The sequence below is a fragment of the Sphingomonas sp. genome (assembly GCF_039594485.1).
Taxonomy (GTDB): Bacteria; Pseudomonadota; Alphaproteobacteria; order Sphingomonadales; family Sphingomonadaceae; genus Sphingomonas.
On the sequence record NZ_JBCNNI010000002.1, the window covers coordinates 55771 to 79910 of the forward strand.

20 protein-coding genes are annotated in these 24140 nt (G+C 67.8%); 10 read left to right on the forward strand and 10 right to left on the reverse strand.

The genetic code is table 11. The features are described from left to right. The first annotated feature begins 25 nt into the window (after positions 1-25). Positions 26-805 carry an SDR family oxidoreductase gene (locus ABDV78_RS01345; RefSeq protein ID WP_343525369.1) on the forward strand — a complete coding sequence of 260 codons (780 nt, stop codon included), beginning with the start codon at positions 26-28 and terminating at the stop codon, positions 803-805. 21 nt (positions 806-826) lie between these two features. Here ABDV78_RS01345 and rarD read toward each other — a convergent pair whose 3' ends face one another. The 6 genes from rarD to ABDV78_RS01375 form a co-directional block, all read right to left on the reverse strand. Beyond that, entirely contained in the window at positions 827-1720 is an 894-nt protein-coding gene (rarD, locus tag ABDV78_RS01350) for an EamA family transporter RarD (RefSeq protein WP_343525371.1), read from the reverse strand. Positions 1721-1880: 160 nt separating this feature from the next. Next, positions 1881-3179, reverse strand: coding sequence for a dihydrolipoamide acetyltransferase family protein (locus tag ABDV78_RS01355; protein ID WP_343525372.1), 1299 nt, complete (start codon positions 3177-3179; stop codon positions 1881-1883). A gap of 1 nt (position 3180) precedes the next feature. Next, on the reverse strand, positions 3181-4188 hold the full coding sequence (locus ABDV78_RS01360; RefSeq protein WP_343525468.1) for an alpha-ketoacid dehydrogenase subunit beta: 1008 nt from the start codon (positions 4186-4188) through the stop codon (positions 3181-3183). Positions 4189-4366: 178 nt separating this feature from the next. Further along, positions 4367-5662, reverse strand: coding sequence for a 3-methyl-2-oxobutanoate dehydrogenase (2-methylpropanoyl-transferring) subunit alpha (locus ABDV78_RS01365; RefSeq protein ID WP_343525373.1), 1296 nt, complete (start codon positions 5660-5662; stop codon positions 4367-4369). A gap of 234 nt (positions 5663-5896) precedes the next feature. Continuing rightward, a complete protein-coding gene (locus ABDV78_RS01370; protein ID WP_343525374.1) occupies positions 5897-7867 on the reverse strand; it encodes a sialate O-acetylesterase in 1971 nt (656 codons plus the stop codon). A gap of 107 nt (positions 7868-7974) precedes the next feature. After that, on the reverse strand, positions 7975-8820 hold the full coding sequence (locus tag ABDV78_RS01375; RefSeq protein WP_343525375.1) for an endonuclease/exonuclease/phosphatase family protein: 846 nt from the start codon (positions 8818-8820) through the stop codon (positions 7975-7977). A 182-nt stretch (positions 8821-9002) separates the two neighbouring features. Between ABDV78_RS01375 and ABDV78_RS01380 the strand changes: the two genes are divergently transcribed. Further along, on the forward strand, positions 9003-11096 hold the full coding sequence (locus ABDV78_RS01380) for a TonB-dependent siderophore receptor (protein ID WP_343525376.1): 2094 nt from the start codon (positions 9003-9005) through the stop codon (positions 11094-11096). A 6-nt stretch (positions 11097-11102) separates the two neighbouring features. Here the strand turns inward: ABDV78_RS01380 and ABDV78_RS01385 are convergent, their stop codons facing one another. After that, positions 11103-11786: a Fe2+-dependent dioxygenase gene (locus ABDV78_RS01385; RefSeq protein ID WP_343525377.1), complete on the reverse strand. Its 684-nt coding sequence runs from the start codon at positions 11784-11786 to the stop codon at positions 11103-11105. A 19-nt stretch (positions 11787-11805) separates the two neighbouring features. After that, entirely contained in the window at positions 11806-14196 is a 2391-nt protein-coding gene (locus ABDV78_RS01390) for a TonB-dependent receptor (protein ID WP_343525378.1), read from the reverse strand. Between the two features lie 225 nt (positions 14197-14421). Here ABDV78_RS01390 and ABDV78_RS01395 point away from each other — a divergent pair, with 225 nt between their 5' ends. The 3 genes from ABDV78_RS01395 to ABDV78_RS01405 all read left to right on the forward strand — a co-directional run bounded on the left by ABDV78_RS01395 (position 14422) and on the right by ABDV78_RS01405 (position 17696). Then, complete coding sequence (locus tag ABDV78_RS01395) at positions 14422-15969, forward strand: TonB-dependent receptor plug domain-containing protein (RefSeq protein ID WP_343525379.1); 1548 nt, start codon at positions 14422-14424, stop codon at positions 15967-15969. A gap of 410 nt (positions 15970-16379) precedes the next feature. After that, complete coding sequence (locus ABDV78_RS01400) at positions 16380-17129, forward strand: TonB-dependent receptor (protein WP_343525380.1); 750 nt, start codon at positions 16380-16382, stop codon at positions 17127-17129. 48 nt (positions 17130-17177) lie between these two features. Next, the gene (locus ABDV78_RS01405) at positions 17178-17696 is read left to right on the forward strand and encodes a sigma-70 family RNA polymerase sigma factor (protein WP_343525381.1); all 519 of its coding nucleotides are present in this window, start codon (positions 17178-17180) and stop codon (positions 17694-17696) included. On the opposite strand, the gene ABDV78_RS01410 is transcribed toward ABDV78_RS01405, so the two are convergent. Further along, positions 17683-17994 carry a hypothetical protein gene (locus tag ABDV78_RS01410; RefSeq protein ID WP_343525382.1) on the reverse strand — a complete coding sequence of 104 codons (312 nt, stop codon included), beginning with the start codon at positions 17992-17994 and terminating at the stop codon, positions 17683-17685. The two genes, ABDV78_RS01405 and ABDV78_RS01410, sit on opposite strands and share 14 nt — an antisense overlap. Between ABDV78_RS01410 and ABDV78_RS01415 the strand changes: the two genes are divergently transcribed. The 5 genes from ABDV78_RS01415 to ABDV78_RS01435 all read left to right on the forward strand — a co-directional run bounded on the left by ABDV78_RS01415 (position 17976) and on the right by ABDV78_RS01435 (position 22754). Next, positions 17976-18704: a FecR domain-containing protein gene (locus ABDV78_RS01415; protein WP_343525383.1), complete on the forward strand. Its 729-nt coding sequence runs from the start codon at positions 17976-17978 to the stop codon at positions 18702-18704. The genes ABDV78_RS01410 and ABDV78_RS01415 overlap by 19 nt on opposite strands. A gap of 162 nt (positions 18705-18866) precedes the next feature. Continuing rightward, entirely contained in the window at positions 18867-20168 is a 1302-nt protein-coding gene (locus tag ABDV78_RS01420; protein WP_343525384.1) for an HD-GYP domain-containing protein, read from the forward strand. Positions 20169-20225: 57 nt separating this feature from the next. After that, positions 20226-20696 carry a GNAT family N-acetyltransferase gene (locus ABDV78_RS01425; RefSeq protein ID WP_343525385.1) on the forward strand — a complete coding sequence of 157 codons (471 nt, stop codon included), beginning with the start codon at positions 20226-20228 and terminating at the stop codon, positions 20694-20696. Between the two features lie 55 nt (positions 20697-20751). Further along, positions 20752-22371, forward strand: coding sequence for an NAD(P)/FAD-dependent oxidoreductase (locus ABDV78_RS01430; RefSeq protein ID WP_343525386.1), 1620 nt, complete (start codon positions 20752-20754; stop codon positions 22369-22371). After that, complete coding sequence (locus ABDV78_RS01435) at positions 22368-22754, forward strand: hypothetical protein (RefSeq protein WP_343525387.1); 387 nt, start codon at positions 22368-22370, stop codon at positions 22752-22754. Before ABDV78_RS01430 ends, ABDV78_RS01435 begins: the two co-directional genes overlap by 4 nt. 6 nt (positions 22755-22760) lie before the next feature. Here ABDV78_RS01435 and ABDV78_RS01440 read toward each other — a convergent pair whose 3' ends face one another. After that, a complete protein-coding gene (locus tag ABDV78_RS01440; protein WP_343525388.1) occupies positions 22761-24077 on the reverse strand; it encodes a chloride channel protein in 1317 nt (438 codons plus the stop codon). Positions 24078-24140 lie beyond the last annotated feature (63 nt).

A 24140-nucleotide genomic window follows, 5' to 3' on the forward strand; every position in this document is an offset into this window, starting at 1 on the left:
CCGCCGCCCGTTCGCGGAGACCCTGATGCCCGACACCATCCTGATCACCGGCGCCTCGGCCGGGCTGGGCGCGGACTTTGCGCGGGCCTTGGCCCGAAAGCCCGTGACCTTGGTCCTGACCGCCCGGCGCACCGACCGGCTCGCCGCGCTGGCGCAGGAACTCGGCCAACGACCGGGGGTGGAGGTGCATGTCATCTCCGCCGATCTGGCGCGGGTGGACGGGGTGGAGACGCTGCTCACGGGGATCGCCGATCGCGGCCTGTCGATCGACACGCTGATCAACAATGTCGGTTACGGTGCACTGGGCGATTTCGCCGACAGCGATCTGGCGACGCAGACCGGCATGATCGACCTGAACTGCCGCGCGCTGGTCACGCTGACCCATGCCCTGTTGCCGCCGATGCTGGCGCGCGGGCGCGGCGCGGTGCTGAACGTCGCGTCGACGGCCGCCTTCCAGCCGGGGCCCTATATGGCGGTCTATTATGCCAGCAAGGCGTTCGTGCTGCATTTCTCCGAGGCGCTGCACGAAGAGGTCCGAGCGCGCGGCGTGACCGTCACCGCATTATGCCCAGGGCCAACCAGGACCGAGTTCGCCGATGTCGCGGGCATGGCGGAAACGCCGCTGTTCACCCGCTTCGCCTCGGACTCCGAACAGGTGGTGCGCGACGGACTCGCCGCGCTGGACCGGGGGCAGGCGGTGATGGTGTCGGGGCTGTTCAACCGGCTGACCGCCGTCAGCACGCGGATCGCGCCGCGCGGGCTGCTGCGGCGGGCCGTCGCGCAGTTGCAGAGCGGGCGGCGCTGAACCTGTTCGCGCGACGCTGAGCTAATCCACCGTCACCAGCGTCCGGCTCCCCCGCACGCTGTCGAAGGCATAGAGCGCACACCCCGTCCAGATCAGCGCGAAGGTGACGATATGGACCGGCCGAAGCGGCTCCCCGAACAGCAACACGGCCTGCGCGAATTGCAGCGTCGGCGCGAGATACTGGAGCAGCCCCAGCGTCGCATAGCGCAGCCGCCGCGCCGCCGCCGCGAACATCAGCAAGGGCACCGCCGTCACCGCGCCCGCCAGGATCAGCAACAGGTCCAGATGCCGGTCCACCCCGAAGACGGCCGTGCCGTCGGCATTCGCATGGATCAACACCGCCAGCGCGGGTCCGGCGAGCAGTGCGGTCTCGACCGTCAGCCCGCCCAGCGCATCGATCGCCGCGATCTTGCGGACGAAGCCGTAGAATCCGAACGACAGGGCCAGCGCCAACGAGATCCAGATCGCCCCGCCCCCGCTGATCGCGAGTACCAAGACACCAAGCGCGGCGATCCCCACCGCCACCGCCTGCCCCCGCCGAATCCGCTCGCCGAGCAGCGCGACGCCCAGGGCGACATTGATCAGCGGGTTGATGAAATAGCCGAGACTCGCCTCCAGGACATGATCATGCTGGACCGACCAGATATAGATCAGCCAATTGACCGCGATCAGCGCGGCGCTGACGCACAGCAGGAGCAGGGTCCGTCCCCGCGCCGCCGCCAGGATCGCCCGGCCGCGCTTGGCGATGAGAACCACCACCGCCAGCAGCAGAAGCGACCAGAGGATGCGATGCGACAGCACCTGAAGCGCGGGCACGCCCTTCAGCAGCTTGAGGTACAGGGGCAGGATACCCCAGGAGACATAGGCCCCGATGCCGAGCCACAGGCCGGTGCGTGCATTGCGATCGGTCGTCATGCCGCCCCTGTTCCACGCGCGCATGGCGAATGGCAAGCCCGGAGGGGCCGTCCGCGATCATGCCCCCGAGGGTCGATCGGAGCGCGGCGTCCATCCCATTCCCGCCTCCGTTCACGCCATGCGATGTCGAAGCCTGCGCCCTATCTCGCCCAGGCCCCTCTCAATCCGCGAACAGCATCACCGGCGTTTCGAGCAATGTCTTCAACGCCTGGACATAGCTTGCCGCGTCATAGCCATCGACCACGCGGTGATCGCAACTGATCGACAGGTTCATCAACTTGGCGCGCGCGATCGTCTCGCCCCCGTGCCCGTCAGAGCGGAAGACGGGGCGCTCGACGATGCGGTTGGGGCCGATGATCGCCACCTCCGGCCGGTTGATCACCGGCGTCGTCGCGATGCCGCCAAGCGGCCCCAGCGAGGTCAGTGTGATCGTACCGCCGCCCATGTCGGTGCCGGCGATGCTTCCCGCCCGCGCCGCATCGGCCAGCCGTGCGATCTCGGTCGCAAGCTGCCAGACATTGCGGCCCTCGGCATGGCGGATGACGGGGACCATCAGTCCGGCGGGGGTCTGCGTCGCCATGCCCATATGGACCGCGCCCGAGCGCGTCACCACGCCCGCCTCGTCATCATAGCGGGCGTTGAGCATCGGGAAGTCGGGCAGCGTCTTGCAGATCGCGACGATGAGTAGCGGCAACAGCGTCAGCTTGGGCCGGTTGCCGCGCCCGGCGTTCAGCTGCGCCCTGGTGTCCTCCAGCGCGGTGACGTCGATTTCCTCGACATAGGTGAAGTGCGGGATGGCGCGCTTGGAGGCGGCCATGTTCTCGGCGATGCGGCGGCGCATGCCGATGACGCGCACCGTCTCATCGGCGCGGGGCGCGCGGGCGGGGGTGTAGCCCTGCGCGGAGCCGTAGCGGAGGAAGGCGTCGAGGTCGGAATGGCGCACGCGGTCGCCCTCGGCAGGCTTCACGCTCGACAGGTCAATGCCCAAATCCCGCGCCCGCGCACGAACGGCGGGCGACGCCAGTACCTTCTTCTGCTCCCTCTCCCCTTGTGGAAGAGGGTCAGGGTGGGGGGGAGCCACGGAGGTTTCGGCTTGCGGCGCCGCCCCCTCACCCCGGCCCTCTCCCACAGGGGGAGAGGGAGATTGCACTTCTTCGACGCCGGGGTTTTCGGCTTCGAGCACCGCCTCTTCGGTCGCAGGCGACGCTTCCTCCACCGCATCCGTCTCGATCACCATCAGCGCCGAGCCGATCGGCACCTGATCGCCGACCTCGCCCGCCAGTTCGACGACCGTACCCGAGACGGGCGATTCCATCTCAACCGTCGCCTTGTCGGTCATCATGTCGGCGACCGACTGATCTTCCTCGACCCGGTCGCCCAGCTTCACATGCCAGGCGACGATCTCGGCCTCGGAAATGCCTTCGCCGATATCGGGCAGGCGGAAGGTGAAACGAGCCATGTCAGGCGTCCTTCAACAGGGTCTTGAGCGCCTGGCCGATGCGGACCGGGCCGGGGAAATAGGCCCATTCCAGGCTGTGCGGATAGGGCGTGTCGAAGCCGGTCACGCGCGCGATCGGCGCTTCGAGATGATAGAAGCAGCGTTCCTGCACCAGCGCGGACAGCTCCGCGCCATAGCCGCCGGTGCGCGTCGCCTCGTGCACGATCATGCAGCGGCCGGTCTTCTTGACCGATTCCTCGATCGCCTCGATGTCGAGCGGCACCAGTGTGCGCAGGTCGAGGATCTCGGCATCGACCCCCATCTCCGCGACCACGGCGGCGCAGACATGGACCATGGTGCCGTAGCACAGGATCGTCACCGCCTCGCCCGCGCGCACCGTCGCGGCCTTGCCCAGCGGGATGCGGTAATAGCCGGTCGGCACCTCGCCGCCGGGGTGCTTCGACCAGTTCTCCGCCGGGCGATCCCAATGGCCGTTGAACGGGCCGTTATAGATTCGCTTGGGCTCGAAGAAGAGGACGGGGTCATTGTCCTCGATCGCGGCGACCAGCAGGCCCTTGGCGTCGTAAGGGGTCGCGGGGATCACCGTCTTGATGCCGGAGACATGGGTGAAGATGCCCTCCGGCGACTGGCTGTGCGTCTGCCCGCCGAAGATGCCGCCGCCAAAGGGCGAGCGCACGGTGATCGGCGCGGTGAACTCCCCCGCCGAGCGATAGCGCAGCCGCGCTGCCTCGCTGACCAACTGGTCGAGCGCGGGATAGATATAGTCGGCGAACTGGATTTCCGGCACCGGACGCAGGCCATAGGCCCCCATGCCGACCGCGACGCCGATGATGCCGCATTCGGTGATCGGCGTGTCGAACACGCGGGTCTTGCCATATTTTTTCTGAAGGCCGGCGGTGGCGCGGAAGACGCCGCCGAAATAGCCGACATCCTCGCCCATCACGACCACGTCCGGGTCGCGCGCCATGACCACGTCCATGGCGGAATTGATCGCCTGGATCATGTTCATGCGAGTGGTTTCGCCCGTTCCGGGCGCGGTTTCGGTGGTTGGATCGCTCATTGATGATCTTCCACCCCGGCGAAGGCCGGGGGCCAGGTGCGAGACGAAAGGAGGCGCGTGATGCCCTGCGGTCGCGGGGACGCGGCGACTGGACCCCGGTCTTCGCCGGGGTGGTGCCGAACGGCGATCATTTCCGCGCCCATGGCCGTCCGCTCGCCTGTTCCTCGTCGAGCATCTGCTGGCGCTGCTCGCGAAGGTGCCAGGGCATCTCCTCGAACACCCCGTCGAACAGGCTGTCGAGCGGCTGGTGCAGGCCATGGCCGAGAATGCCGTTCGCCTCGGCGGCCTTTTGCGCGGCGCGCACCTCCTCCGCGACCTCACGGTCCTGGGTCGCGTGGCGTTCCTCGTCCCACTCGCCCAAGCCGATCAGGTGATCCTTCAACCGCCGGATCGGGTCGCCCAGCGGCCAGGCGGTCGGCTCGCCCGCCGAGCGATATTGGGTCGGATCGTCCGAGGTCGAATGGCCTTCGGTGCGATAGGTGAAATGCTCGATCAGCGTCGCGCCCTGGTTGGTCCGCGCGCGCTCGGCCGCCCATTGGGTAGCGGCATAGACCGCCAGCGCATCATTCCCATCGACCCGCAGGCCCGCAATGCCATAGCCGATCGCGCGCGCGGCAAAGGTCGTCGCCTCCGCGCCCGCGAAACCGGAAAAGCTGGAGATCGCCCATTGGTTGTTGACGACGTTCATGACGACGGGCGCGCGATAGACCGCGGCGAAGGTGCAGGCCGAGTGGAAATCCCCCTCCGCCGTCGAGCCCTCGCCGCACCAGACCGCCGCGATCCGCGTATCGCCCTTGGCGGCCGAGGCCATCGCCCATCCCACCGCCTGCGGATATTGCGTGGTCAAATTGCCCGAGATCGAGAAGAACCCGGCCTCCCTCGCCGAATACATGATGGGCAACTGCTTGCCGCCCAGCCGATCCGCGCTGTTGGAATAGATCTGGTTCATCATGTCGACCAGCGGCCAGTCGCGCGCGATCAACAGCCCCTGCTGGCGATAGGAGGGGAAGCACATATCCTCATAGTCGAGCGCATGGGCGGCGGCGACGGCGACCGCCTCCTCGCCCAGCGCCTTCATATAGAAGCTGGTCTTGCCCTGCCGCTGTGCGCGGAACATCCGCTCGTCGAACGCGCGGAGCAGCACCATGTGGCGCAGCATCCGGCGCAGGGCATCGGGAGAGAGCCGGGGGTCCCAGGGACCGACCGCGCGGCCCTCGTCATCCAGCACGCGGACCAGGGTATAGGCGAGTTCGTGGAAGCTGTCGGCGGGCGCGGCCGTGTCCGGGCGGCGTTGCGCCCCGGCGGGAGGAACCTCGACACCGGCGAAGTCGACCGCATCGCCCGGCCGGAATTTCGGCTCGGGCACATGCAGCCGCAACGGGTCCAGGTTGGCACGCGAAATGCCTGATGGCGGCACGGCCATGCTCTCTCCTCAACGCTTCGCCCGATTCCGTTCGGGTCGTTGCTATCTTTCAACCCGATGGAATTTTATTTCAAGCACCTTTTGAAGGCGCCGATCGGCTGAACGCATCGCGTGATGGCTTTTCTCCCCGTGTCTCGCCCCACCCTCCACCCTCCACCCTCCCCCTTCCCTCTTCCCTCTTCCGGCGGGAGGGGGAGGGAGGCACGGAGCGCCGGAAGGGTGAGGGTGTAGAAATCAATCCCCCGTGATCGCCGTCTCGAACGGCACCACCGGATGCGGGGCCTCATCATAGAAATTGACCACCGGCGCATCGGCCCAGGCATAGCGGACGCGGACGTCACCCGGCCTCGCATCGGCCAACCGCACCTCCGCCCCGTTCACCGTGGCATTGGCATAGCGGCAGGCGCTGGCATCGCACAGTTCGAAGCCGATCGGGGCGGCCGCACTCCAGGCGTGGAGCGCGCCCTGCACGCCGGTAAAGCGCAACACCACCGCGCCCTCGGTCCGCGTGGCCGAGGCGATCATCGGGCCCGACGCGTTTGCGCGGTCGCCCGCCATCAAATGCTGTTCAGCAAAGACCAGCCGCCTGGCCAGTTCGTTCTTGTCGGCCGGGTGAATGTCGTTGCGCACCCCGATATCGATCGTCGTGGCGAGCGCGGCATGGGGATCGCGCAGCACCGCCAGCCGCTGCGTCTCGCGCAGGGCCGCCCAGCCGCTATCCGCGACCTTGACCGGCGGCGCACCGAAATTCGCGAGCTGGACGATCAGGAAGGGCAGGTCGGGATTCTGGAACTGCCGCCGCCAGCCGGTCATCAGCGCGGCCAGCCGATCGCCATAATCGGCGCGGCCCACATCGGATTCCCCCTGATACCAGGCGACGCCCTTCAACCCGATCGGCCCCAGTGGCGCGATCATGCCATTGTAGAGCGTACCCAGCCCCGCATGGCTTTCCCAGGGGCTGCGCGGATAGCTCTGGTCGTCGCGCTTATAGACCGAATAGCGCCATCCGGTGCCGAGCGGGATCGGCGGTCCCCCGGCGGGGGTGAACTGGATCTTGTCGGCGGGGCCGAACATGCCGCCCGGACCATAGGTGTCGCCAAGGCCGACAACGATCTCGTTGCGGCCCTTCTTCAGCGCGGCGCGCGGAACGGTGTAGCGTCGCCAGTCGCCCCAGCCGAAGGTTGCGCCGACGACCACGCCGTTGATCCACACCGTGTCGAGTTCGTCGATCCCCGCCAGTTCGATCATCCCGTCGCCGCTCGGGGCGCTGGGCAGGTCGAAGCCCTGCCGGAACCAGACCAGGCCGTTATAGTCGGCGAGCGCGGGTACGCCCCACGCCTCCCAGGGGCCGAACTTCGGGACAGGCGCCCAGGTCAGGCGGTCGGGCGCGTTCCACGGCTCCTGCCCACGCCTGGTCCCGCTGGCCGTGCGCCACCATTCGCCCCAACGATCCCCAAAGCTGCGCAGCCCCGCCGCATGGTCGCGGGCGTAAAGCGCCAGCAGATCGGCATCGGCGGCGAGGCCGGGCAGCTTGCGCGCGTCGTCGCCCGCGATCCAGGGCAGGATCTTGGTCCCGCCCCAGCTCGAATCGATCGCGCCCATCGGCACCTTCGACCGAGCGGCAAGGTCCTTGACCATCAGATAGCAGGCGGCCGAGAAATTGGCGACGCTGGCCGGCGAAGCGGCGGCCCAGACCGGACGTTTTTCCAGCATCTCGTCGGCGGACAGGCCGACATGATGCGCCATGTCGAGCAGGCGGATATGATCATCGGCCGACATGGCGACCAGGCCTTCGCCGTTCAGCGCCTGCTTGGTCGGATATTCCATATTGGACTGACCCGAACACAACCAGACATCGCCGATCAGCAGATCGTCCATCCTGTCGACCGCGCCGTCCTTGCCGGTCGCGGTCAGGGTCAGCGCAGCGCCACCCGCCGCCATGGCGGGCAGGGTCGCGCGCCAGCGTCCCTGACGATCGGCGACGGCATCGGCGCCTTGCTCGCCCAGCGTCACCGTCACGCGCTCGCCCGCATCCGCCACGCCCTCGACGATGATCGGCCTGTCGCGTTGCAGGACGGCATGGGCGCTCATCGGGGTCAGGATACGGGGCCGCGCCTCGGCCATCACGGGCCAGGCCGCAGCCCCAAAAGCGAGCGCCACGACCGCGCACCGGCCGACGCCCGACAGAAATTGCCCCTTCCGCATCGTCTTCCCTCTCCTATCCGCGCTTTACGCGGTCATCGGTGTTCGCCGACCATAGGATCCCGAAAATGATAACGCTACCGCAAAGGCATGGCGGTGTGTCCGCGCGTTCACGGCGCGAAGGACAGCGTGGCGTGGACCGGGAAATGATCCGAGGGATAGGTCTTGCCCCGGTGGAAGCGATCAGTCGTCACCTGATCGGCCTTGAACCCAAGCAGAAACAGATAGTCGATGCGCCGATCGGGCGTGCCGGTGAAGTCGTGGAAGGTCATGTCCGGCCCCTCGCGCCGCGTCGCACTGCGCCAGGCATCGGTCATGCTCGTCGCGAATATCCGATAGGCGGCGCTGTCCGGCCGGGCGTTCATGTCCCCCGCCAGGATCACCGGCAACCCCTGCGCCAGCGCCGGAAGCCGCGACAGGATCAGCGTCGCCGCCCGCTCGCGCGCCGCGGCATCCTCGTCACGATGCGCCAGATGGGTGTCGACGAACAGGAAACGACGCGGCCTGGCGTCCTTCGTCTCGAACACCGCCCAGTTCGCCATGCGCGGCAGGTCGGTGCCCCAACTCATGCTCCCCACCCGATCGGACGTATCGGACAGCCAGAAGTCCCCCTGTCGGATCAGGGTCAGCCTGTCCGTGCGATAGACGATGCCCATATGCTCGTCGTCATGCCGCCCCTGCCGGTCGCGACCGAACCAGCGATAGCCGGGCAGTGCGTGCACCAGATCGTCGCCCTGCCGTTGCAGCAATTCCTGCGTACCGATCAGGTCGGGCGCGGCGCGGCGGATCAGTTCGACCATCACCGGCCGCCGCACCGCCCAGCGCTCCGCCCCCTCATCGGAGGCGTAGCGGACATTGAACGTCATGACCTTCAGCGTCTGCGCCATCGCCCCGCCCGAGGCGAGCATCAGGGCGACCGCCGCCATCTTCACGAACATCCGCCACAGCCGGGTCATGGGATCATCCTTGCGCTTGCCTACAGGCCCCGATCGATCCGGGGCGTACAGCCCCCTGGCGACGGAGCGTGGCAGGTCCGTGACAATCGACCTGCCGCAATCGTTTCGATTCATCATTGCGAACCATTATCATTATCGATATTGGCCCGGCCGCCGATCGAGGAATATGGGGGACAGGGGTGGTGGTAAAGGTGCTGGGGGGTGCGGTGTTGCTGGCCGGGCTGGCGATGGGCCAGAATGTCGGCGCGCAGACGACGACGCCCTCTTCGGATGCGACGGATAGACCCGGCGATATCATCGTCACGGGCCTGCGCGATGCCAGCGCCAGCATCACCGGAGCCGACACCTCGCCGCTCCGCTATCCGCAGTCGTTGCGCATCATCGGCCGTCCGTTGATCGATCGACTGGGCGCGACGCGGCTGGACGACACGATCGACCTGGCGGGCGGCGTGGCGCGGCAGAACGACTTTGGCGGCCTGTGGGACAAATATGCGATCCGCGGCTTTGCCGGGAACGAGAATAGCGGCCCGGACGTGCTCATCAACCGCTTCAGCAGCAATCTGGGCTTCAACGCGCCGATCGACACCGCCACGGTCGAACGCTTCGAATTTCTGAAGGGCGCGGCCGCCGCGCTGTCGGGGCTGGGCGAGCCGGGCGGTTCGCTCAACATCGTGACCAAGGCGCCGACCGCCACCCGCCAGGGCGAAACAACGCTCAGCTATGGCAGCTGGAACCGGGTGCGCGCGACGGGCGATATCAGCGGCCCCGTGACCGACACGCTCGCCGTGCGGATGATCGGCGTGACGGAGGAGGGCGACAGCTTCCGCGATCATGTCCATACCGACCGACTTCTGCTCGCGCCCTCGCTGGCCTTCACGCCCAGCCAGGACCTGCGCCTGCTGTACCAGGCCGAGTTCATGCGCAACCGCGCGCCGATCGATCGCGGCGTGGCGGCGATCAAGGGCGATGCGCGGGCGATGGACCGCGACACCTTTCTCGGCGAGCCCGCCGATGGCCGGATGACGCAGCGGATGGTCTGGCAGCAGGGCAGCCTGTTCGCCGCGCTCAACGACCGGATCTCGCTGGAGGCCGGGCTCTCCAGCCGCGACGGGTTCCTGCGCGGCTATGCGACGCAGGTCGATTTCGGCGCGCGCGGGGTGCAGGCGGACGGCCGGACCATCGGGCGATCGCGGCGCTATCATGATTTCCGCTGGCAGGATCTGACCGGCCGGGTCGAGCTGACCGCCAAGACCGACTGGCTCGGCCTGTCGCACGAGCTTCGCATCGGGGTCGACCGGGTGCGCCATGGCCTGGATTTCCGCATGGACCAGGCGCGCGGGCGGCCCGGTGCGCCGATCCTGACCATCGACGCCTTCAACCCCGTCTATGGCCAGCCGCTGCCGGTGCCCGCGCCGTTCCAGGATCGCCACCACAGCTTCCGCAGCGAGAGCATCTATGCGCAGGACCTGATCCGCTTTGGCGACGTCACCGCGCTGATCGGTGCGCGCTGGAACAGCTTTCGCGAGACGATGGTGAACCATGTGCGCGGCGATCTGCGGCTCGACACGGTGGACCGTGGCATCACGCCCCGCGCCGGGCTGACCTGGGCGGCGACGCGGCATGTGTCGCTGTTCACCAGCTGGGGCCAGTCGCTGCGGCTCAATCCCTCCGACGGGATCAGCAGCTTCGACGCGGAAAAGAGCACGTCGACCGAGATCGGCGCGAAATATACGCTCTTCGGCGGCGCGCTGACCGGGCAGACCGCGCTGTTCACCATGACCAAGCGCAACGTGCTGAATCCCAATGCCACCGATCCGTTCGTCAAGACGCAGATCGGGCGTCAGCGGTCGCGCGGGATCGAGACGGTCGCCGACCTGACGCTGGCGAACGGGCTGACCGCGACCGGCACCTATACCTATACCAACGCGACGGTGCGCAACGACAAGAACCCGGCGCTGATCGGCACGATGTTGTCCAACGTGCCCCGGCATCTCGCCGCGCTCGACCTGCATCAGCGGATCGGGGCGGTGACGATCGGCGGCGGGGCCAGCCATGTCGGCGCGCGCAACGGCGATCCCTTCGCCACCGGCTATCGCCTGCCCGCCTATACGATCGTGCGCGCCGATGCGACCTGGGCAGTGACTCCGCGCTTCGACATCAGGCTCGACCTCGAGAATCTGTTCGACACCTATTATGTCGCCAGCAGCTATGCCGATGTGTGGACGATGCCGGGCACGCCCCGCAATGTGCGGGTGACGTTGCGGGGACGCTTCTGAGCGGTATCAGGCGTCCGCCCAGCGCCGCAGGAGATTGTGATAGACCCCGGTCAGTTCGACCACCGATCGATCGCCCTGGCCCTTCTCGGCCCCGATGCGCTGGATCGCGCGGTCTAGGTCGAACAGGATGCGGCGCTCGCCATCGTCGCGGACCATCGACTGGATCCACAGGAACGAGGCGACCCGCGTGCCGCGCGTCACCGGCTCGACCCGGTGGAGGCTGGAGGCGGGGTAAAGCACCGCATCGCCCGCGCCCAGCCTGACCCGCTGTTCGCCGAACAGATCCTCGACCACCAGTTCGCCGCCGTCATAGGCGGCAGGGTCTTCGAGGAAGAGCGTCAGCGACAGGTCGCTGCGCATGCGGAAGTCGCTGCCGCGCTTCAGCCGCACGGCATTGTCGACATGCACGTCGAACGCCTGCCCGCCCGCATAACGGTTGAACAGCGGCGGATAGACCTTCAGCGGCAGGGCCGCCGCCACGAACAGCGGCGAACGGCCCAGCGCGTCGAGGACCATCCGCCCCGCCTGGATGGCGGCGGCGGAGTCCTCGGGCAGTTGCTCGTTGCGCTTGGCAAGCGCGGCCTGCGGACCGGAGGTGGCGTTGCCGTCGGCCCATGCCCCCGCATCGATGACGGAGCGGATCGCCGCCACGCCGGCGGGATCGAGCACGTTGGGAATCGCGATCAGCATGACGGCAACGCTACCCTGCTCAGAAGTTGTAGAACAGGCTGAGCGTCGCCTGTCGCCGGTCGCCGGGCACCGCCCAGCCGCCGGTGACGATGCCGGTCGTCGCGTTCACATTGTTGCGGACGCCCGTCACATATTTCTCGTCGGTGAAGTTCTGGACGTTGAGCTGCAAGGTCCAGCGCTGCGCGAGGGTATAGGCCAGGAAGGCGCGGTGGATCAGATAGTCGTTCACCCGGAACTGCACCGGGTTCGCCAGCACCGGCGCATTGGTCACGAACGCGCCCTGATAGGTCAGGCCATATCCGACCTCCAGGCCGAAGGGCAGCTTGTAGCTGGTGAACAGGCTGCCCGAATGCTTGGGCGTCTGGAAGAGCTGGGTGCCCGCCTGCGGATCGACCACGCCCGCCGCCTTGTCGCGGTTCAAGATGCTCTGAAGCACCTTGCCGTCGAGATAGGTGTAGTTGGCGAAGATCGTCCACGCATGGGTGATCGCCCCCGACGCCCCCAGCGCGATGCCGTCCACCCGGCTGCGTCCGTCGAGCACCTGCAGATTGGCGGGCAGCGAAAGATCGTTGGACGGGACGCGGTAATTGGTCCGCTCATTGCGGAAGACGGCGGCGGTCAGTTCCAGATGGCGGTCGAACAGCCCGGCCTTGATCCCCGCCTCGTAATTCTTGGCGGTTTCGGGCGCGACGGCGCAGGGATCGGCCGCCGTCGCCGTCGCGGGCACGCCGCAACCCAGCCGGACGGTCGTGGACGAGGGCGACTTGGCATTGCCATAGCCCGCATAGAGGCTGACATTCTCGACCGGATGGAATACGGCCCCGATCCGCCAGGAGAACAGCCGTTCGCTGCTCACCTGCGGCCGGGCCTGGAGTGCGGTCAATTGGGTAGAACCCGGCGGCACGACGGTCAGCGGCAGGGCGCGGAAATTGGCGTCCTGCGTTTCCCAGCGCACGCCGCCGTTCAGTTCGAAGAAGCGGTTCAGCTCCAGCGTGTCGAAGGCATAGACCGCCAGGTTGCGCGTCTCGCTACGCGATTGCGCGGTGGTCGTGAAGTTGACCGGCCCGGTATAGTTGGTGTTCGGGCTGGCGATCGAGATCAGGGGCAAGGGCGACACCGCGCTGCCATTCGCATTGCGCAGCAGCGATCCCTGGGTGATCCGGTAATTCTCGATCATGCCCGACAGGCCGACATTCAGGACATTGTGCAGGCCGCCCTTGGCCCCCGCCTCATGCCGAAGATCGGTCTGGTTGTAGAGCATCTGGTTTTCCTGGTTCCGCACCAGGCCGCGCGGGCCGGAGGGCAGATAGAAACCAGCCGGGACGGTGGCGGGGCAAGCCTGACCGATCGTGCTCCCCGCCGCCGTCGTCACCGGCTGAAGCCCGGTCGAGGCCAGACAGAACGTCCCCTGCGGCGCGGAGGTGACGCTGTTCTGCTTCACCTGTTGCCAGCGGGTCAGGTTGCGCACGCTCAGGTGATCGTCGATCGCATGGCGGAAGGTCGCGGTCAGCCGGTCGACCGTGATGTCCTGGCGGTCGAGATTGGCGATCCCGAAATAGGCGCTGCGGCTCGCCCCCGGCACGAAGCCATGGACCATGCCATTGTCGAAATAGGGCACGCCATAGACGGGCGTGTTGCGATCCTCCTGATGGACATAGGCCAGCGTCAGGCTGGTCGGGCCGTCCATGCCGATCGTCACCGAAGGCGCGATGCCCCAGCGCTCCATCTTCTCGACATCGCGACCGGGCACGTCATTGTGGTGATAGGCCGCGTTCAGCCGCACCGCGACCAGGTCAGAGGCGCGCACATTGCTGTCGATCGCGCCGCGATAATAATTGTCGGTGCCGACCGAGCCCTGCATGATGGTCAGCGTCTCGGGCGTCGGCACCTTGGAGACCAGGTTGATCGTGCCGCCGACCGATCCCGATCCGTTGAAGACGCTGTTCGCGCCGTTATAGACCTCGACCTGCTGCAGGTTGAACGGGTCGGTGCGGCTATATTGCGCGCTGTCGCGAACGCCGTCGATCGTGACGTCGTTGTTCGCCGAATAGCCGCGCAGATTGATCGAGTCGCCATAACCGCCGCCGCCTTCGCCCGCGCCGAAGGTGATGCCCGGAATCGTCTGGAGCACGTCGCGCAGCGTCTGGAGATTCTGCTTTCGGATGGTCTGTTCGCTGACCACGGTGATGGTCTGCGGCGTGTCGAGCAACGGTGATGTCGCCTTGGGGCTTTCCAGCGCTGCGGCGCCCGTGGCGCGCTGACCCGTGACGATGACGTCGCGCTGCCCGGCCGCGTCCTGCGCGCGGGTCTCGGCGGCCGGATCGACTGGGCGGGCATCCTCTGCCGCCGCGATACCGGGAGCGGTTGCCAGAAAGCCAACGCACGACAGGGCGATGAACGAATGTGACATGATATTTTCCCCTTAAGGGCGCGCTCGCTATTGAGAGACATTCGCACAGTCAATGAAATTGATAATGCTTCTCATGAATATAGCGTCATGAACGACCCTGCTGTGACATGCAGGCTACACAATCCGACGCTAGGCGACCGCGCGGAGGCTCCGGGATGGAGCGGGTGGCGGGATGATCGGCGGGACGGACGGTGACGGAGGACGGCGCGCGAAGGAGCCGGGCAGATGACGCTCGCCCTCGCGCTGCCGCTCGCCTCGGCCGGACAGGTCGATCCGCTGCTCGATATCGATCTGCCCGCCGGGACGGCGGCGGCGGGACTGGACCGGCTCGCTCGTCAGGCGGGGCAGGCGCTGGTCGTGCGGCCGGGCGATCTGGCGGGGCGGCGCATCCCCGCGCTGCGCGGCCGGATGCGATTGTCGCAGGCGCTGGGGCGATGGTGCAGCGCCGCCGGCCTGTCCTGCCGCCGGATGCCGGGCGGGATCGTCGTGCGCGCGAGCAAGCTCGGTGAGGAGATAAGCGACCGCCCCCTCGTCTCGCCCGCTCGCCATGCCACTCCCCTGCCGCCGGTCATCGGCGCAGACGTCGTCGTCACCGGACGGCGCGGGGTCAGCGTGCAGGACGAACTGGACCGCAGCTATTCCGCATCGCATCTCGGCCCCGTCGAACTGGCCCGCCGCGCGCCGCAGAGCATGGCCGAGCTGCTCACCGGCCTGCCCGGACTGTGGGTCGATACTTCGGCCGGGGTGGCGGCCAACACCATCCGCGTGCGCGGCATTCCGCTCGACGGCTATCAGGCGATCGCGGTGCAGGAGGATGGTCTGCCGGTGCAGCATGATACCCTGCCCTGGACCGATATCGACCAGTTCGTCCGCCCCGACCTGATGATCGAGTCGGTGGACTATGTGCGTGGCGGGCCCTCGGCGATCTTCGCCAGCAATGCGCCGGGTGGCGTGCTCAACATGCGCACCCGCGCCCCCGCCGCAAACCCGGCGGCACGGCTGCGCGCCACCCTGACCGACTATGGCCTGATCCGCTGGGAAGGCTATGCCACCGGCCCGATCGCCCCCGGATGGCGGGTGATCGGCGGCGGCATGGTCGCCCGCGATCCGAGCGTGCGGCGGATCGCCTCCACCCTCGGCGGCGGGCAAATGCGGCTGCGGGTCGATCATGACATGGGTGGCGGCGGGCAAGTGACGCTGGCGCTGCATCTACTCGACGATGATACGCTCAACGTCTCGCCCGTTCCGATGCGCTATGACCGGGGGCGGCTGAGCCCGCTGCCCGGCTTCGACCCCCGCCGGGGGAGTTTCTTCGGCCCCGATCTGAGAAAGCTGCGCTTCGCCGCGCTGGGTGACAGGCCGCTGGGGCGCAACAATCGCAACCGGCTGGTAACCCCGGCGCTGGCGATGATCCGTCCGCTGGCCGGGGGTACGCTGACCCTGCGGGCGCATTACCGCGCGTCGCGGACCGAACGTTATGCGCTGTCCTCCTCGGGCAATGCGGTGTCGGCGGGACAGGCCATGGCGGACGCGCTGCCGCGCCGCCGCCTTTCCGGGAACGGTCGCGGTCGCGGTCGCGCTGCGCCACGCCGGCGATGGCCGCGATGGCGGCGACCTTGCCGCGCTGCCGGGCATCGACCGGGTGATCCTGCTCAACCCCGTCGCCGCCGATATCCGGCTGAACGAAGCGGTCGCCGACCTGTCCTATGCCCGCATGGTGGAGGCGGCGGGGCATCACGAGCTGACCATCGGGCTCTATGGCGTCGGCTATGACTGGCGCTTCCGCCGCGCCGTCGCCCGTGCGCTGGTCGAGGCGCGGGCGCAGGGGCGGCTGCTCGATCTGCTGGCGCTGGATGCGGGCGGCCGGGTGATCGGACGGGCGACCGATGGCGGGCTGGTCAGTCGCGGATCGACCTATGAGTCGCTGGACGGACGACAACGCATGATCGCGCTCTATGCCGCCGATGAATGGCGCTTCGCCGATCACTGGCGGCTGGACTGGGGACTGCGGCACGAGCGCGCGGTGCTGTCCGCCAGGGTCGAGCGTCCGGCGACCATCGATGGCGGCGCGGCCGAAACCCTCGCCGATGACCGGATCGCGGTGCCGTCCGGGATATGGGACACCCGCCATCGGCATCTCGCGCGCACCGCCGCCACGCTGGCGCTGCACTGGCGCGCGGAGGATGGGCTTGGCGCCTTTGTCCGCGCGACGCGGGCGATGCGGCTGCCCGATCCCGGCGTCTTCCGCATCGGCAACGGCGATCATCGACAGCTTCTCGCGGCCGGTGAACCTCGCCAAGACCGACCTGTTCGGCATCGAACTGTCGGGCCAGACCGATTTCAAGTTCCTGCCCGCCCCCTTCGACCGGCTGGGGACGGCGGTGAACGTCACCTATGTCGACTCGCGGCTGGATTATTCGAAAATCTATGCGGGCAGCATGCCGACGACGCTGGAGGGGTTGAGCAAGTATAACGCCAACGCCACCCTCTATTATCAGGACAAGGCCTTCGACGCGCGGGTCTCGGCCAATTATCGCAGCGGCTATATCTTCAGCGCGTCGCCAGTGCTGACGGCGCTCGGCCCCGATCAGGACGTGACCGGGTTCGAGGGCACCGTCTATGTCGACATGTCGGCGCATTATGCGGTCACGAAGAACGTCCAGTTGACGCTGAACGGCACCAACCTGACCAACCAGCGCGAACGGCAATATTCGAACAGCACCAGGCGGCTCTATGTCGTCACCCGCTCCGGCACGAGGTGTCCGGGTCACCTTCTGATCCACCTGCCACGCCCGGCCTTGATGTCCCGTACGCGCAGGGTCACAAGGCCGGGACAGCAGGGCCGGGACGCAGGGCCGGGACAGCAGGGCCGCAACGTCAGCCCAAGGCCGCGCCGGTCCCGTCCACGGGGTCGGCGCGGTTCTTTTCGATGAGGAATGTCCCCGGATGCCTCGCCACCGGCTCTTCTTGGGCGGGACCGAATGACCGAACCGGGCGCCTGGATGGCCGAGGGGCGGGAACGCCTGCTGACCTATGTCCGCCGACGGCTTCGCGACCCCGAACAGGCGGAGGATGTCGTGCAGGAAGCGATCATGCGCGTGATCGAACAGGAGCGCAAACAGGTGATCGAACAGCCGCTCGCCTATGCCTTCCGGGTCGCGGACTCGGTCATCCACAATCGCGGGCGAGAGCGGGGATGGGCCCGCGCCACCGATCATGCATCGGTCGATCCCGACATTGCCTGCGCGATGCCGCTGGCCGACGAGGTGCTCGACTATCGCCAGCGTTTCGACCGGTTCCGCACCGCGCTGTCGCGCCTGCCCGCCCAGCGCCGCGCGGTCTTTGTCGAGCGGCATCTGGAGGGCAAGTCGCGACAGCAGATCGCCGAGGAGATGGAGATCAGCGTCGAGGCGGTGAAGAAGCATCTGGCCCGCGCCATGGTCGATCTGGCGGGGTGTATCGACGACCTGTCGCTGCGTCGGAGCGTCACGCATGACTGATCCCGCCGCCCTGACCCGGATGGAGGAGGCCGCCGACTGGGCCGACCGGCTCGACACCCTCTCCCCCGATGAGCGCATCGCGCTGGCCGACTGGTTGCGCGGTGATGCGGAGAACCGCGCGGCCCTGGGGCGGATGGTACGATTGCTCGGCGATCCCGCGCTGTTCGACATGGTGGAACAGGCGCAGCGCGACGTGCCCGCTGCTGCGTCTCCCCCACCCCGCGTCCGCGCCTTCGCCGCTGGGCGGCCGCCGCCCGACCGATCCGACGACGGCTGGGTGTGGGAATCGCCGCGGCACTGGCCGCCGCCATCGCCACGCCGTTGCTGTGGCGGGCGAGCCGTCCCGACGACCGCATCGTCGCGCAAAGCTATGCCAGCGCCACCGGGCAGCAACGTCGTTTCGCCCTGCCCGACGGATCGGACATGGCGCTCGATGCCGCATCCGGCGTCGCCATCGCCTTTTCGGATACCGCCCGCGACCTGGCCCTGACCCGGGGGGCCGCGCGGTTCGAGGTGCGCCATGATGCCGCCCGCCCCTTCGCCGTCTCCACGCCCGATGGGCAGATGGTGGCGCTCGGTACCAATTTCAGCGTCGATCGCGGCGTGGGGCGCAGCGAACTCCGCGTATTCCGCGGGCGCGTCCGCCTGACCGTGCCCGGCCAGCCCCCCGTCGTGGTGACCGCCGGACATTGGGCGGAGGCCGGTTCGGACCGCATCCTGCTGCACCGCTTCGATCCGGCCAGCTATGAGGGGTGGCAGGACCATTGGCTGTCGGGTGATCGCATCCGCCTGGGCGATGCCGTCGCCCGGCTGGGCCGCTACAGCCCGCATCCCGTGCAGCTGACCGACCACGCCCTCGCGGACCTGCGGTTCGACGGGCGATTCCGGCTCGACACCCCGGTCCAGAGCCTGACGCTGATCGCCGCCCTGTTCGATCTGTCGGTCGAGGATGACGGCCGGTCGATTCGCCTGACGCGCCGACACCCGACCGGGCCAAAGAGACCATAATGAGCATGTCGCGCAGAAAATTAAATCGTCATGACAATGGCGTCATGATCAATTGAATCCGAAACTGCCCATTATGATCATGACTTAGCATAGCCCACCCCTCTCCCGACACCATCGCGACCGCAACGAAGCCTTTACTGCATCTCGGCTACGGATGCTGGCATGAGCGAGCGTGAGGACAAGGATCGGTACGTCCGTATCGAGGGCAGGCAGGCGGAGCTGGGCATGTATGTTCACGCCTTGCATTGTTCGTGGCTGATGAACCCCTTCTGGCGGAAGAGCTTCCTGCTGATCGACCCTGCGGATCGCGAAAAGATTCGCCGGGACGTGGCCCATATCACCATCGATCTTGCCAAGGGGCGCGGCCTGACGCTGGTCGCCAAGCCCGACGTCCTGGAATCGGGCGAACCGCCCATTCCACAACCGCGCTCGGCTCCCGAGCCCGAGCCTCATGCGGCGGTCGTCACCTCGATCCGTCCGCGCCGCCGCAAGCCGCCGACCGAACTGGAATTGGCAAGCGCGACCGCCGCAAAGGCGACGGCCGCAGTGACCCGGCTTTTCGCCGAAGCGCGTCTTGGCCGGGTGATCCGCACGGCGGACCTGGTTTCGATGGTCGAGGATATCGCCCAGGCGACCCACAAGGGCACCGGCGCGATGATCGCGGTGACCCGCCTGAAGGACACGGACCAATATACCTATATCCATTCGGTCGCGGTCGGCACGCTGATGATGGGGCTGGCCCGCCAGTTGGGCATGAGCGATGAAGATGTGCATGTCGCCGGAATGGCGGGGCTGCTCCACGATATCGGCAAGATGCAGATTGCGCCGGAGATCGTCGACAAGCCCGGTCGTCTGGACGCAGGCGAACTGGCGCAGATGCGTCTGCATCCCGGCCTGGGGCACCGCATCCTGCTCGACATCGACGACCTCGACCCTCGAATCCTGGACGTCTGCCGCCATCATCACGAAAAGATGGACGGCACCGGCTATCCCGACGGCCTGAAGGGCGAGGAAGTCAGCCTCTTCGCGCGGCTGTCGGCGGTATGCGACGTCTATGATGCGGTGACGTCGATCCGGTCGTACAAGCGCGCCTGGTCGCCGCACGAAGCGCTGGCCCAGATGATCGAATGGGAAGGCCATTTCGACCCGGAGATACTGCGCGCCTTCATCGCCAGCCTGGATATCCAGCCCTTCGGCGCGCTGGTCCGGTTGAATTCCAATCGGCTGGGGATCGTGGTGCGCGAGGGGGAAAGCCCCACCACGCCGATCGTTCGCGCCTTTTTCGACGTGCCGGACCAGCAAATGACAGCGATCGAGGATGTCGCGACCAGCCATGATGCGATCATCCGGGTCGAGCGTGGCGAATATTGGTTCGGCGTCCGCTGGGCGATGCTCCAGGCCGAGATCATGGCGCAGGCCGCCGTGCCCGAGATTCCGGTGCGTCGTCGCGCGGGCAGGATGTAGCTCCCCGGTGGATCGTGATAGGCTGCGGCGCCACCGCCTGGAAAGGAGCAGCCCTGCGTGCACATCCGTCCCGCCGACGACCGCGACGCGCCCGGCATGTCCGGTGTGCTTCTCGATATCATCGCGCTGACCGGTCGCATGCGCCCGCATGACGAAGCCTTTGTCCGATCGCATTACATCACCAACCCCGACAGCATATGGTGCAGCATCGCGCTGGACGATGACGGAATGCTGGGCTTTCAGTCCCTGGTCCGCGCAACGCCTGGCAATCGATACGGCGTGCCGCAGGGTTGGGGCATTATCGGCACGCATATCCGTCCCCGCGCGCACCGGCGGGGTGTGGGCACCGCCCTGTTCGCCGCCAGCCACCACGCCGCCGTCCAGGCCGGGCTGTCGTCGATCGACGCCTCTATCGGCGCGGACAATCCGATGGGACTGCGCTATTATGAGGCGATGGGCTTTCGCACCTATCGGGAGGGCGACGGTATCGTCCAGAAGATGCTGACGCTCCCCGCCCAAGCCCGCTGACGCAGCCGCAAAGCCGGATTGGCGGCGAGGCCCGCAAGTCTGTATGGCGCAGGACATGATCCGCCTGAGTGAATTGAAACTGCCTCTCCATCACGCGGACGAGGCACTGCCCGCCGCGATCTGTCGCCGGTTGCGGGTGACCCCGCGCGACATGATCCGCTTCACCGTGGCCCGGCGCGGGCATGATGCACGCGACAAGGGCAATATCCAGCTCGTCTATTCGGTCGACGTCACGCTGAAGAACGAACCCGCCGTGCTGGAGCGGTTCCGCCGCGACCGCGACGTGCAGCGGACGCCCGACACCCGCTATCACCTCCCCTCCGCTCCGCCGCCCGGTGCCAGGCGCCCGGTGGTCATCGGCGCGGGGCCGTGCGGCCTGTTCGCCGCGCTGGTGCTCGCGCAAGCGGGACATCGCCCGATCATCCTGGAACGCGGCAAGGTGGTGCGCGAACGCACGCAGGACACATGGGGCCTGTGGCGGCGCAGCGTCCTCAACCCCGAATCCAACGTCCAATATGGCGAAGGGGGCGCCGGCACCTTCTCGGACGGCAAGCTCTACAGCCGGATCAAGGACCCGCGCCATCTGAACCGCAAGGTGCTGACCGAGTTCGTCAAGGCGGGGGCGCCACCGGAGATCCTGACCGAGGCGCATCCGCATATCGGCACCTTCCGCCTGGTCACCATGGTCGAGAGCATCCGCGCGACCATCGAGGAACTGGGCGGCGAATATCGTTTCTCCACCCGCGTCGACGGGCTGGACATCGAGATCGATGGCTCGGGCGCGCGGCGGGTGCGCGGCCTGCACCTGAATGGCGGCGGCTATCTGGAGGCCGATCACGTCGTCCTCGCCATCGGCCACAGCGCGCGCGACAGTTTCGCGATGCTCCAGGCCGCGGGCGTGCATGTCAAGGCCAAGCCCTTTTCGGTCGGCGTGCGCATCGAGCATCCGCAAGGGTGGATCGACCGGGCGCGGTTCGGCCATCAGGCGGGGCATCCGATCCTGGGCGCGGCGGAATATCACATCTCGCACCACTGCCGGAACGGGCGCACGGTCTATAGCTTCTGCATGTGCCCGGGTGGCACCGTGGTCGCCGCGACCTCCGAAGAGGGCCGCGTCGCGACCAACGGCATGAGCCAATATTCGCGCAACGAACGCAACGCCAATTCGGGCTTCGTCGTCGCGATCGATCCCGAACGCGACTATCCGGGCGATCCGCTGGCGGGGATCACGCTGCAACGCCAGTTGGAGGAGCAGGCCTTCATCGCGGGCGGATCGAACTACAAGGCCCCTGCACAGCGCGTCGGCGATTTCCTGGCGGGTCGCCCATCGACCGGGCTGGGAACGGTGACGCCCTCCTATCGCCCCGGCGTCACCCCGACCGACCTGTCGCAATGCCTGCCCGATTTCGTGATCGAGGCGATGCGTGAGGCGATTCCCGTGTTCGGTCGCCAGATCGCCGGCTATGATCACCCGGACGTGGTGATGACGGGGGTCGAGACCCGTACCTCCTCACCCGTCCGCTTCACGCGCGGCGAGGATGGGCACAGCCTCAACACGCGCGGCCTGTTCCCGGCGGGCGAAGGCGCGGGCTATGCGGGCGGCATCCTGTCGGCGGCGGTCGACGGCATCAAGACGGCCGAGGCGGTCGCGCACAGCATCACGGCGGCGGCGTGAAGATCTTCTTCGACGGCGGGCTGCGCCCGACCGGCATGGAGTGGGCGGTGGTAGTCGGGGGGCAGGCCCATATCGAACGGGGTCTCGGTGCGGGCGACAGCATGGATGCCGAGTGGCTGGCGCTGATCGCCGCGACCCGGCTGGCCCATGTGCATGGGCTGGTCGACGCGCTGCTGATGGGCGATTCGGCGGCGGTGATCGGGCAGGCGTCGGGCCGGGTGCGCGTGCCGCCCGCCTATCGCGGTCATTTCCGGCTCTGGTCGGACCTGCCGCGCCCGACGGGCCGGTTTCGCCTGCGCCACATCAGGCGGACGCAGAATCTGGCGGGCATCGCGCTAGAAAAACCCTGGGTGGCGCAGCGCATGGGCTCGCGGGAGGAATAGCCCCCCTCACCGCATCGCGAAGGTGCGCGACAGGCCGTGATACAGTTTTTCGCGGCACACATACTGGCTGACCCCGTCGGCGATGAAGGCGGCGGCGAACATGGGCAGCATCAGGCCACGGCTCGCGGTCGTCTCCGACAGGATGATCACGGCGGTCAGCGGCGCGCGGACGACGCCCGCGAAATAGGCGACCATGCCCAGGATCACGATCGCCGACACCGGCGAGCCCGGATAGATGGCGCTCAGGAGGTTGCCGACCCCCGCCCCCACCGCCAGCGAGGGGGCGAAGATACCGCCGGGCAGTCCCGCCACGGCGGTCGCGAGCGTGGCGAGGAACTTGGCGGGGCCGAACCACAAGGGCGCATCGACGCCGACGATCATCGCCCGCGCCGCACCGTAACCCGTACCCCAGGTCAGCCCGGTGCCGACGCCCAGCGCCGCCACGACCAGTCCGCACAGGGCGGCGAACAGGATCGGCCGCGCCTTGCTCCACCGGGTCAGCCGGTTGGTGCCCGTGGCCGCCATCAGCATCAGCCGCGCGAAACCGCCTCCCGCCAGTCCGCCCACGACCCCGGCGACCGGCACGACGAGCAGCGCGCTGACGATCGGCATATGCGCGCCGATCACGCCGAAATAGACATAATCGCCCTGTGCCGACTGCGCGACCATACCCGCGATCGCGATCGCCGCGATGACCAGCAGGGTCACCTTCTGCTCATAGGCGGAGGCCAGTTCCTCGATCGCGAAGAGCAGCCCGGCGAGCGGCGTGTTGAACGCCGCCGCAACCCCCGCCGCGCCGCCGGCGATCAGGACCGCCCCGCGCAGGGGTACGCCCAGTAATCGATGGGTCAGCCCCATGATCGCCGCGGCGATCTGCACCGTCGGCCCCTCGCGCCCGACCGACGCGCCGCCCAGCACCGCCGCCAGCGTCAGCGCGGCCTTGCCCATGACGGTCCGCATCGACACCAGTCCCTCGGTCGCGCGCTCGGGATCGGCCTGCGCCGCCATCACCTGCGGAATGCCCGACCCGCGCGCCAGCGGCACGAACCGCCGGGTGATCCAGACCAGGCCCGCGAACAGCAAGGGCGTGACAATCAACGGCGCCCAATGATAGCGCGCGGCGAAATGGCCGAACATCTCGCCCGCCAGGTCCGCCGCCTCGGCGAACAGGGTCGCGGCCAGACCGATCGCCACCGCACCGATCAGGATCGCCATCCGCGTGCGGAAGCGCACCGATCCCGGCCCCTGTGCACGCAACAGCGCACGATAGCGCGCGGGCGTCCATCGACGCGACCCGGAGCGGGGCGGATGAGTCTCTGCCATGTCCTCGCCTCTACACGCCAACACCCCGCAAAGGCCAGCGGGAGGTGCGGTGCAATCCGCCCG